We start from the raw sequence: 12,350 nt of genomic DNA on the forward strand, positions 1-12,350 counted from the left end.
ACAGCTCAAATCATGGAAAGAAAATTAATTAGCACTTATGCGATCAATCCGAGAAATGTTGGAGATTTCATGTCATCACCGATTCATTATTTTGATTTTCCAGGTTGGCAAGTAGAAACCCTAGATTTTCGCTCTATTGATCCAGATTTTCCAACCCCTCAAGGTGGTTTTGGTGGATCAATTTGTTTAGATAAAATAAAAAATACGAGTTCAAATACTCGCTATCATCTAATAGTTGGTGGAGGCGGTTTATTATTTCAAAGGTTTTGGAAATGTTTCCAGCAGCTTCAAGATATACGCAATCATATTCAAGGGCAATGGATTATTTGGGGAGCGGGTCAGCAAATCTACCCTAATTTCAAACTATCCCGTAATAAGCCGTTCATCAATGAACTTCAGGAGAATCATAAAAACTTTGATTATTCAGGCTATGTAGATCCTTTCAGTTTTGTAGGCATTAGAGATTTTAATCAAGGATATGATTGGGTTCCTTGTGTGAGTTGCATGAGCAAAGAATTTGATAAACACAGAGAAATAAAACATGAATTTGTCGTATTTTCTCACGAAAAATTTAAGATAAAAATCGGCTCATTACCTCAGATGACTCACAACACACAAAATTTGCAAGAGGTTCTTGATTTCTTGGGATCTGGAGAAACAATATTGACCAGTTCTTATCATGGTGCTTACTGGGGTATGTTATTAGGACGTAGGGTTCTAGCTTTTCCATTTAGCACTAAATTTTTAACGCTCAGGAACCATATTGGTATTTATCCTGTAAGCCAGTGGAAATATAGTAGACTGAAGATTCAGCCTTTCAAAACCACTTTCCTAAATAAGCTTAAGTGGGAATTTAGTTATGGAAATCATTTTTGGTGTTTTACTCGTAACTGGAAAAGATTTTTGCCCAACCAGATAACTAAAGATTCGTCCATCCTTCAAGAACATAGAAAGGCAAATATCCAATTCTATGAGCGAATCATGCAAACTCTCAAGGAGACTTAAGCTTAGAGGTATGAGAAGTTTTAATTTTTAATTGACATGACTCAATCGAATCCCCAGCTTAATCCGTTCAACCCGAGTAATTCCTTTAGTTCACGGTCTAATGGCAGTCAGTCCCTGAGCGTGATTACCAACCCATCAGGCGATAGTGTCATTTCGGCTGGGGAAACCTTTGAACTGCGGGTAACGATTGGTAATCAAGGATTCCAAGGGGCAATTATCGATCTGTTTATTGATGATTCTTCAGGAGTCCTCAAAACTTGGTGTCCGAACCCCTATGAACGGTTTGCCCTCAGTGCGGGAAGTAGTAGCGAGGTTGTTTTCTCCTTTCCCATTCCCGTAGAAGCAATTCCTGGTCAGTATACTTATCTTCTGGTGATTGATGCACCCAAGCATTATCCGGAAGAAACCCCCATCCGTCACCAAGCAACACTCCAAGTTCTGCCCCCCATTCAAGAAGCGGTTCAGTCTAATGACCCCACTTTTGCCCTGACTCCGGTTACCACTCCCGAAAAACCGGCGCTTCTCGAACTGGGTCAATCGCTGATCGTGACGGTTTTGGTGCATAATCGCTCTAATCGGGTCGATCGCTTTCGCCTCACTTGTACCGATTTACCGGAACTCTGGTGGGAAGTCCATTATCCAGAAGGGATTAATGAGTTGGGGTTGGTGGTGATTCCCGATAATTTGGCCCTGAATCCAGGAGCGAAGGGAGAAGTTACTCTAGAGTTTCGCTTCCCTGTGGATACCAAAGCGGGCCGTTATTTACCGACTCTGCGCTTAACGGGGGAAAATAACCCGGAGTTGCTGTTATTGGATGTGGTCTATATCGAGGTTGTGCCTCGGTATGATTTGCGGGTGGATTTGCGGACATTGGTGGGTAAGGTGAGTCGGGAGGCGGCCCTCTTTCAGTTGCGCCTACAGAATCAGGGCAATACTCTGCGACAGTTGCGCCTGACGGTGCGGGAAGATCAGGAGCGCCCGGTTTGTGTGTATGAATTAAATCCCGATCGCCTGAAATTGGATCAAGGGGAGCAATGGCAAGTCGATATAGATGCAAAACCGGGGCCCTGGTGGCGCAGGCCATTGCTAGGTCAGGGACGCACGCTTAATTTTTATGTGCAACTGACGGATGATTATCAACTGCCCTTACCCACAGATGAGATTGAGGGGAATTTTCTCTGGCAAGCTCGGCCCTGGTGGCAATTGCTGTTAGCAATTTTAGCGGGTTTAGGGTTATTGGGCTTGTTGATTTTTGCGATTTGGTGGCTGTTTTTTAAGCCCCCCGCGCCTCCGAGAATTGAGGACTTTAACTCGGTTTCTCCGTCCTATGCGGCAGCGAATGATGATTTTATTTATCTGAATTGGGAAATTGGCAATGTTCGACAAATTCAGAGTTTGCAAATTTTGGGGCGATCGCCCAATGGTAATGTAACCAGTATTCCCGTTTCCTATAGTTTCAGCCGCCGAGGATTACCAGAAAGCTTACAGGAGTTCTGTACCCGGTCTTGGCGTACTTTAGTCTGTCGCAATATTCGCACGGATGCCCGCGAACCGGGGGATTATATTTTTGAGTTAAAGGTGACTGCCAAGCGATCGCAAGTTTCTCCCATTATCGCTAAAACTAACACGATCGCGATCGCCCCCATTCCCCTACCAGAAATCCTGGAATTTCGGGCAACATTAGCACAACCCGATGCGGTACAACCGGGTTCTGTAAGGGCGGGTTTACCCACCGTATCGTCTGCAAACCGGGATCTCGGTGAACCCGCCCCTACCACGGGAAATTCTACCGGAAATGACCCAACCCACACCATTGAATTAAGTTGGAAAATCAGTAATCCTAGTGCGATCGCTGAATTGGGTTGGATCGGGCGCAACCCGGATGGAGTCGTCAACAGCGAGCAGCAGCGCACCGATCTACAATCTGGACTACCGGATGATTGGCGTAAGTATTGCACCTTTGACAATCAAACGTTGATTTGTGAGGCTGTTCCCGTCACCGTAGACGAATTTGGTCGTTATATCTTTGAACTCACCGTTATTCCCGATCCGCGTATTGAAGGAGAAGCCCAAACTGCCCTGGCAGATGTGATTGAAATTAAAGCACCAGAGCCGCCCAAAATTATCGAATTTCAGCCCACCCAACCCCAGTATGAAATCGCTAGGGGGGAAGAAATACAGCTTGATTGGGCGATCGCCAATGCCGATCAAATTCAAGCCATAGTCTTGAAAGGGCGATCGGTTGAAGGCTTTGTTGCCATGCCAGAAATGCGCTTTTCCTTCGACTTCGCTCAGGACAAGCCCTTCAACTCAGCTATCCCCGAACGCCTAAAATCCCTCTGCGATATCACCCTAAATCAACTGCGCTGTCGGAATATCACTCTCCCCATCTCTGAAAGCGGAAACTATCAATTTGAACTCGGTGTGATTCCCAAACGGGGAACCGGAGAAATCACCGAAACCGAAACCACTGCCACCATTGCCCTAATTCCCCCTCCTGCCCCTCCCTCGCCGCAAATTCTGCAACTGCGATCGGGACAAACCACCTACAGCGAAGACCAAGGAGAAGAAATTTTACTCTCTTGGGAAATCGAAAACGCCGACCAACTGCAAGAGCTGCAAATTGTCGGTCGGGATACCAATGGAATTGCTAGGGTTCCAGCCCGCCGTTATCGGTTCGATAGCGGCATCCCCAATGCCCTACAACCCTATTGTGTCCTAGCTGGACGTTTGATTTGTCAAAATGTCCCCACTTCCGCCCGTCAAGGGGGAGAATACATCTTTGAAGTTAGCACTATCAGTAAACAAAATCCCTCAGAGGTGAGCGACAGACAACAAACAGAAGTGATTCAAATCTTACCGCGCACCTATCCCCTCGCCATTACCGGCTTTACCGTCAATGGAGAAACTGCCCCCCTGCGCGTCGTGGTCACATTGCAACCCGAAGAGCGCCCCGACCCTCTCAATCTAAGCTGGAGTGTCATCGGCGGCCCCAATACCCGTGTCCAATTACTCCCCTCACCCGGCACAGTCCCCTTAACCGGCACGCTGGCCTATCCCATCAGTCCCCAACCCGGACAAGAAACCCTCACCTTAACCGTCACTGGAGGAACCGGGCAACAATTGCAACGCACCCTAGTGATTGAAACCGTCCTTCCTCCCCCATCAGAGACTCCCCCATCTCCTACCACCGACCAACCCCTACCCGCAGAACCCGATGGCTTATCCCCTGCGGATTTACCCCCACAGTTTGATTAATGGGTTATAGCGCTTCGCGCTGTAGTAGACCGGCAAGCTTAAAAATAGGGGTAAACCATGTGCTATAAATACAACTAATTGTTCAAGAAACCGGGTTTCTTAATCTCATAGCTGATTCTATGGAATGATTTGCGCTCGTTCGACTAATTCGGGAAAGAGGGCGTTAAATTCTTGTTCGGCTTGCTTTTGAGCGAGTATAGTCATGAGGGTGGTATAGGAAAAGAAACAGATTCCGGCTAAGTTGCGATCGCGCACTTCTCTTAAATGCTGTTTAATTTGCGCTAGGGATGTATTCTGAGTTGATACACCGAGACTGACGGGAATTTTATGTTTAGCTAGGGCGATCGCCGGATGGTCGAAGGAAGGTTGGGAATCTGTGTAAAGAATCAGTTCTTCAATCACGTTATCGCTTGCCCATAGTTGCGGATCTTGGAGCGTATTGTTGGCCTGAAGATCGGCCACAAAGCTGAGAATACAATAGGGTTTCTCTTTTTTGATGCGGGCAGAAATTTGTTTGAGCAAGTCCGTGAGGCGATCGCGTCTCCAGTTTACCCAGGCAGCATCTTGGGGATTACTGGGGGGGCGTTTTCCCGGATAATCTTGCTGATAGAGTTGGGTGGTTAAGGCATCATAGCCTAATTCAACCGGTGGACAAAAAGAGGAGTCGAGTTGAATGCCTTCTATTTCATGCTGACTGACCATTTCTCCCACTAAATCTAGAATAAATTGCTGGACTTCAGGATGAAAGGGATTCAGCCAAAGATAACTTGATTCTCCAGCTCCAAATTGGGAACTGCCATCTTGACGGGTGGCGATCCAATGATGGCGGTTTTTCAGTAGGGGAGAATTGACGGGGAGTTTCAGTCCCCCTTGCAACCAGCCAATAATGCCGATCCGCTTGCGGCGAGAGGCTTGTAGGGCTTCGGTTAAGGGATTGCTATAGAGGGGACGTAAGCCAGTAAGCTGTTGCAGGAGGGTGCTGGGGTAGGGGGTTTGACCTTGATTCCAGAGGCTGGGATAGAGGGTGTTGAAATTAAACTGGGATAAATAATCGATCGCCGCTTCTGTGTTGTTGGGAAAGAAGCGTAAGTTGGGAGTCAGTTGCGTTAACCCGACTCCCCGCAGTTCTCCCGTCAGTTGCACGGGGGGAGCAATGGTAACTTTGGCAATATATTGATCGGGAACGGGGGAAACACTATTTTCGGTTTGTCGCGCTTGGGCGATCATGGAGACAATTTCGGCACGAGTGGCGATCGCATTGGGACGCAGTTGAGTCACGTCCGGATAGTTAACGACTAGGGAGTGTTCAGCCGCAGCAGCGATCGGCGATCGGGCATATTCGGGAATCTGATCCGCATCCTCAAACGTCTCGTTTAAAGTCATCTCCACCAAGTTTTGCGGCTCATACTTCAAGCCATTACTCAAAGCCAGTAGTGCTTGCAGACGAGTCAGCCGATCCGTGGGCTGAAATCGCTGATTAGGATAACCTCGCAGAAAGCCCGATTCATAGGCGTTGCGAATTACCCCATAAGCCCAATAGGAAGGAGGCACATCCTTAAATTGCATCCCCCCGATTTGACCCGTTTTCGGATAATGGGGAAATGCACGGGAAAGTAAGGCCGCAAATTCCGCCCGGTTCATGGGAGCATCCGGCTTAAATTGCCCATTGAGATAGCCACTGACGATCTTTTGATCCGCCAGTTGTTCAACTACAGCTTGGGCCCAATGGTTGGTAATATCCGTGAATTTCGCCATAAGCGCTTGCACTCAGATTAAGGGTAATGTAACAGCCAATCATTATATTGGTAATCAGATACTTGCACTTGCGTAAAGTTTAGTTGCAATCTCTTGATCTGACCCCAATAACTCTTTTATAGTGAAAACGTGAAGCAAGTAAAGCTTCATTGGCAGATGAACAGCCACTTTGTACAAAACCCAGTAAAACGTTAAGAGGTAAATCACTGACTAACTGTTATCTGTCTCAGGATAGCACGGCAGCACCCCTACTGAAACTTGAAACTTCCTAAACTAGAGAAGCGGGGAGGAAAATCAACCAGTATTCACACTCATTTTGTTGAAGAACGTTGGACTCCAAATAGGCTCAAATAATAAAAGGAAGTCGCTCAGGAAGTAAGTCATCCGGGTGCTGCTGTCGTTTTAAAGGTAAGATTGGGGAGAAAAATTAATTCAGTAAAGTTTGATTACAATCCCTTGATCGAACCCCAAAAAGTGTTTATAGTAAAAGCATGAAGCAAGTAAAGCTTCATTGGCAGATGAACAGCCACTTTGTACACAACCGAGTAAAAAGTTAAGAGGTAAATCACTGATCAACTGTTATCTGTCGCAAGACAAAACGACAGCACCCCCACTGAAACTTGAAACTTCCTAAACTAGAGAAGCAGGGAGGAAAACCAACCAGTATTCACACTCATTTTGTTGAAGAAGGTTGGACTCCAGATAGGCTCAAATAATAAAAGGAAGTCGCTCAGGAAGTAAGTCATCCGGGTGCTGTTGTCGTTTTAAAGGTAAGATTGGGGAGAAAAATTAATTCAGTAAAGTTTAGTTACAATCCCTTGATCGAACTGAAAAAAGTGTTTATAGTAAGAACATGAAGCAAGTAAAGCTTCATTGGCAGATGAACAGCCACTTTGTACAAAACCCAGTAAAACGTTAAGAGGTAAATCACTGACTAACTGTTATCTGTCGCAAGACAAAACGACAGCACCCCCACTGAAACTTGAAACTTCCTAAACTAGAGAAGCAGGGAGGAAAACCAACCAGTATTCACACTCATTTTGTTGAAGAAGGTTGGACTCCAGATAGGCTCAAATAATAAAAGGAAGTCGCTCAGGAAGTAAGTCATCCGGGTGCTGTTGTCGTTTTAAATCACGCAAGTGGTAAAGAATTCTTCAGTTTATTTTCCACCCATTTATCAGAGATGCCGCTTATCATGGAATAGGGTATAGCATTGTATTTAATCCCGAAAGGTGCAGCCCATCATTGGTAATTCTGAAGAAAATCATGATCGCGTGGTTAGCTAATCAGAAAATTGGCAAAAAACTGGCCATACTAGGAGTGATGGTCACTGCACTCATTCTCATGAATATTGTGGGGATGATAGAAATTGCCAAAACCGGGTACTTTCAATTCTTAGAGCGCGAGCATATTGAATTTGCCCTGTTGATGCAGATTAAACTCGATCAAATACAAGAAACACTGCACCATACGGATAAGCTTGTAAACACATCCCTTGTGACAGCCAACTCCACAGAACGCTTAGAAATGGGCTTACAAACCCTCCTAGCCAACACCTTGGAATTGCCCATAGCCTGTCTTGATGCCGTTAATGATATTGAAAAATCTGCCTTCACGCTCTTAGGTTTCGGCGAAGTGTTTACGCTCTGCGAAAATGATATTGTCGATCTCAATGAAGCCAATGAGATCGTTGAGAACTATGTGAATCAGCGTATTTCCTCTGCATTCTTTGTCGATCGCTTCCAAGACTATCTCAATACCATTCAAAAGAATTCTCGCCGATTCTCCATCCTGGTTCCAGAAGCCCGGAATGTGGTGCAAAGTCTGGTTTTGATCGCCACCACCATCCTGTCTTTTATCGTTTTGGCCCTGTTTTTGCTCATTTCAAATCTGTTGAGAACCCCAATTGTGGCCATGTCCGCCCGGATTAAAGATATTGCTAGGGGTGAAGGAGATTTAACCCGACGGCTGAAGATTACCTCCCATGATGAAATCGGAGAGGTAGCCCATTGGTTCAACCTCTTCATTGAAAGGCTCCAGGGGGTGATGATCGACGTGAAGAGTGTGACCGGCCATGTTGCTGACGGTAGTTATGGCATGAGTGCTAGGGCAGCAGCCATGTCGGAAGGCGCAAATTCACAGGCAGCCGCAGCCCAACAAGTTTCCTCTTCCATGAAGGAGATCACGGCCACCATTCGTAAAAACACTGAAAATGCCCAGCAAACGGAGCAGTTGGCCCTCCAGGCCGCTGCCGATGCTACAGACACTGGGCAAGCAGTTGCCGAGGCGGTGCTGGCAATGCAGCAAATTGCTCAAAAAATTTCGATGATCGAGGATATTACTCGCCAAACCCGTATGCTCTCTTTAAATGCCAGCATTGAGGCAGTACAGGCTCAGGTCAGTGGCAAAGGATTTGCCGTGGTAGCCTCAGAGGTGCGAGCCTTGGCTGAACGAAGCCAAGCAGCAGCCACAGAGATTACGAATCTCGCCCAATCCTCTGTGAGGGTTGCAGAAAATGCGGGTGCAATGCTGCGGCGACTGGTTCCGGATATTCAAAAAACTGCTGAGTTAGTCCAAGAAATTAGTGCAGTGAGCAAAGAACAAAATACCAGTACCGAACAAATTAACTGGGCTATTGAGCAATTAAACCGTATCACCCAGCAAAATGCTCTTACCTCGAAAGAATTAGCCACCATCGCCAAAGACCTTTCCACCCAATCTGAAGAACTCCAGCAGACGATTGCCTTTTTTAACACTGAGGGCATTACTCAACAGCGTTATTATCGCCAGTAACATTTTCTCAAGAAGACTACTGACGAGATGGAAGCCTAAAATGGTAGATCTCGATACAGTTATGGGATGCATTTCCAGTTAAGGTCTATGTAGATTTGATCAAAAATCTATCCTTTTGAATTGAGTCAGGCTTGCGCTTGTAACTCTCAATTCTTGTGCAGCTATTTTACCAAAGATCCTAGAAACCCTAGGTAAAAATCAAGCTATCATCTGTTCCTTTAACATGAGCATATTAAACCGTGTTGAGCTTTTTAAATGATTTGATTTGGGGCAAAATTTTAGTCTTTGTCCTGGTTCCTGTTGGTCTTTATTTCTCTATCCGATCGCGCTTTGTCCAATTTCGCTATTTTGGGCAAATGTTTGGCAATCTTCAAGATGCCTTTGCCAAAGAAGAAGGACATCTGAGTTCCTTTCAAGCTCTGGCCCTCAGTGTTGCCGGACGGGTTGGAGGGGGCAATATTGCTGGGGTCGCCGTTGCCATTACCCTAGGGGGCCCTGGGGCAATTTTTTGGATGTGGATCATTGGTATAGTGGGCATGGCTACCAGCTTTTTTGAATGCATGATTGCCCAAGTGTTCAAAACAGCAGAACCTGACGGTTCCTATCGCGGTGGCCCTGCTTATTATATGGAGCGAGGCTTAAAACAACGTTGGATGGCAGCCCTGTTTTCTCTCCTGTTACTGGCAACCTTTGGCTTTGGCTTCAATGCGGTTCAGTCTTATACTGTGGCCACCTCTTTTCAAGAGACTTTTGGGTTAAGTCCCAATATTACTGGGTTTGCCCTCATGGTTGTTTTAGGGGTGATTATTTTTGGCGGGGTAAAGCGCATTGCTGAGGTGGCTGAGTACGTTGTTCCGTTTATGGCCACGGGGTATTTCCTGCTGGCGATCTTTGTGATTCTCACCAACTTGGGGGAAATTCCGGCTGTATTTGCCATGATTGTGCAGAGTGCTTTTGGGGTGAAAACGGCGATCGCCGGAGGAGTGGGCAGTACAATTATGTATGGTATCCAGCGCGGCTTATTTTCTAATGAAGCGGGTTTAGGGAGCGCTCCCAATGTAGCGGCGATCGCCTATGTCAAACATCCCGTAGAACAGGGCATTGTGCAAGCCCTCAGCGTCTTCATCGACACCCTGATCCTCTGTTCCTGCACCGCATCAGTGATCTTACTCTCGTCTGTTTATGAACCCGGTAACGACGCATTAGGCGGCGTAACCCTCACCCAACAAGCCATGGCTGAACATATGGGTTGGTGGGGTCAAGCCTTTATCACCATTGCCCTCTTCCTGTTTGCCTTTACCTCTATCATTTACAACTACTACTTGGGCGAGAATAGTCTGAACTTCTTCAGCAACGAGAATAAGATGTTATTCAATGGGTTTCGAGTGCTGACCCTAGCCTTAGTGATCTGGGGTGCAGTCCAAGATCTGGGAACCGTCTTTGGCTTTGCGGATGTCACCATGGGACTGTTAGCGATCGTCAATTTGGCGGCTCTATTAATGCTCTCTAATGTAGGGTTTGCCGTTCTCGATGACTATGATCAGCAAATGCAAAATGGAAAAACTCCCATTTTTATCGGCAGTCATTTTGCCAGTCTTGCCATTGACCCCCAAGCCTGGATGTCTCAAGCTATGAGTTCCGATGGTCTAGAAGCTCCCGATCCAGAGCTTTCATAGCTTCCTGTAGATGGGCTATGCTGGAGCTAAAAGTAGGGTTTGTAAGCGCCTTGCGCTGTTATAGCGCAAGGCGCTAGGCAATAGGCATTATAGCGTGAAAAATGGTTTTCCTATTACACCTATTACCTATTACCTATTACCTATTACCCATTACCTAATTACCCATTACCGCGCGAAGCGCTGTATCTCACGTTCTGGAGTAAGCCCTTGGAGATTTCTAAAAAACACATCGGCATTTTTCTGATTACAACCGGGATTCTGGTTTTATTCATGCTGCTGTTCAAACTAGAACCCTATCTTTTAGAGTTTTCGAGTAATCCAATCTATGAGTTTATCGTCGGCAGCGAGGAGGAAATGAGGCAAATCGCGATCGCGAATAATGGCGATCAAGTCACTATCGAGCTGCCTCTAGGGTTCCTCAGAATTGTGGCTTTATTTTTTGGGTTTATGTTTCTGAGAATCTGGCTAGATATTGGTAGTAAATTGATCTCTGTGGGCCGTGAGTTGATGACCGATGATGTGAAGAATTTGGAAAAGCTCCTCGATAAATTACTCCAATTTAAAAATAGAACTCCTTCGAGCTAAATACCACCGTTTGTCATGATGCTATAACTCCGGTTAGTTTCTAAACCTTATCTGTCCGGGACGATTATCTAAATGAACCCTCCCATCTCGAACCGGATAAAGTCCCATACCTCCTTCCCATGATTCATCCAAAACATCATATAATTCTTCACTGGTATATCCAGCAACTTTAATGTCTACCCCCGATCCTGTGTAATGGGTGATTGGATTAGGATTGAGTCCATGGTTGTAGGGTCTTCGAGTGTACCACCTCAGAATTTCAACGTCCTCACCCAGTTGATCCTGAACAGTTTGCAGTCTTGCTGCCATGTCTTTGATATTTTCAATATGCTCAGGGCTAGTCGGAATAATTTTTTCTCCATTATATCCATCATTATCAATAATGGCTTGTCTCCAGGTAAAAACTGACTCATCAATAATGCGGCTATTCAAGTGTTCATCTGACCATTTTTCTACGCCTGTTGAAGGGGTTGGGCTAATTATGCCTAGATTATTTTCTAGCTGTTGTTTTTCCTCGACTAAAGCATCATAGACGGCTGTATCACCTGTGTTTTCAGCCCGTTCTTTTTCATGTGGAAGTTGAGAATTGATCTCATGGAGACGCTGCTGCTGTTGTTTTTGTTCTTGATTTAACTGATTATAATACAGTGCCCAACGGGTTCGAGAGACTTCCGAGAAGCTGACTGTAGCGAAGAAGTTTGCTAATCGTATTCGTTCAATTAAGCGATCGCTGAGTGCGTTTTCGGTAAATTGACTCAAATATTCTTGGTCAATATTAATGCGTTCTAGCTCTAGCTGCTTGTATTGAATCTGAGCATTAATAATTGTTGAGAAGATACCCACTAGAACAGTTCCCAAGACAATTTTGGCAAAATCTAGCCACAGTTTAAGCTGTTCTAGTTCGGCTTTACTTTTAGTCTTCTTGGCCTCAGATTTTGGTGGCTCTGATTTTTGTCGATTTGCCTGGGTTGGTGTTGGTGTTTGAGGATGAGTTTGAACTGAAGCGTCTAGAGATGTCATCACTATACCTGATTTAATTTAGATACGTCATGATATAAGTACCTAATCAGGTTTTGGCCCCCTTTTCCGGAAACTGAGCGCAGCATAATAGTTAATAAAGTGTTAAAGGTCAAGCACCTTCTGCCCACCCTACTGCCGTGACAACCCTAAAATGGTGGGTTACGGCGGATTGATAGATTGCTGTCAGAGTCTAGGTTTTAGCCGCCTAACCCACCCTACGCTAATGCACTATTTTAGCTATGTCACGGCACTACGATG

7 protein-coding genes are annotated in these 12,350 nt (G+C 45.7%); 5 read left to right on the forward strand and 2 right to left on the reverse strand.

From position 1 onward, the window contains the following. Positions 1-12 precede the first annotated feature (12 nt). On the forward strand, positions 13-1,005 hold the full coding sequence (locus PMG25_RS18660) for a glycosyltransferase family protein (protein ID WP_283768403.1): 993 nt from the start codon (positions 13-15) through the stop codon (positions 1,003-1,005). 36 nt (positions 1,006-1,041) lie between these two features. Next, positions 1,042-4,263, forward strand: a complete 3,222-nt coding sequence (locus PMG25_RS18665; RefSeq protein WP_283768404.1) for a COG1470 family protein — start codon at positions 1,042-1,044, stop codon at positions 4,261-4,263. Positions 4,264-4,380: 117 nt separating this feature from the next. Here the strand turns inward: PMG25_RS18665 and PMG25_RS18670 are convergent, their stop codons facing one another. Then, positions 4,381-6,018, reverse strand: a complete 1,638-nt coding sequence (locus tag PMG25_RS18670; RefSeq protein ID WP_283768405.1) for a glycoside hydrolase family 10-like protein — start codon at positions 6,016-6,018, stop codon at positions 4,381-4,383. A 1,266-nt stretch (positions 6,019-7,284) separates the two neighbouring features. On the opposite strand from PMG25_RS18670, the gene PMG25_RS18675 reads away from it, so the two are divergent. From PMG25_RS18675 to PMG25_RS18685, 3 genes are all read left to right on the forward strand, one after another. Next, positions 7,285-8,811 carry a methyl-accepting chemotaxis protein gene (locus tag PMG25_RS18675; RefSeq protein ID WP_283768406.1) on the forward strand — a complete coding sequence of 509 codons (1,527 nt, stop codon included), beginning with the start codon at positions 7,285-7,287 and terminating at the stop codon, positions 8,809-8,811. Positions 8,812-9,050: 239 nt separating this feature from the next. After that, positions 9,051-10,487 carry an alanine/glycine:cation symporter family protein gene (locus PMG25_RS18680; RefSeq protein WP_283768407.1) on the forward strand — a complete coding sequence of 479 codons (1,437 nt, stop codon included), beginning with the start codon at positions 9,051-9,053 and terminating at the stop codon, positions 10,485-10,487. A 207-nt stretch (positions 10,488-10,694) separates the two neighbouring features. Continuing rightward, positions 10,695-11,072 (forward strand): hypothetical protein, encoded by a 378-nt coding sequence (locus PMG25_RS18685; protein WP_283768408.1) that lies wholly within the window; start codon positions 10,695-10,697, stop codon positions 11,070-11,072. Between the two features lie 33 nt (positions 11,073-11,105). Here PMG25_RS18685 and PMG25_RS18690 read toward each other — a convergent pair whose 3' ends face one another. Continuing rightward, the gene (locus tag PMG25_RS18690; protein WP_283768409.1) at positions 11,106-12,092 is read right to left on the reverse strand and encodes a hypothetical protein; all 987 of its coding nucleotides are present in this window, start codon (positions 12,090-12,092) and stop codon (positions 11,106-11,108) included. Positions 12,093-12,350 lie beyond the last annotated feature (258 nt).

Origin of the sequence: Roseofilum capinflatum BLCC-M114, from assembly GCF_030068505.1 — a bacterium.
Taxonomy (GTDB): domain Bacteria; phylum Cyanobacteriota; class Cyanobacteriia; order Cyanobacteriales; family Desertifilaceae; genus Roseofilum; species Roseofilum capinflatum.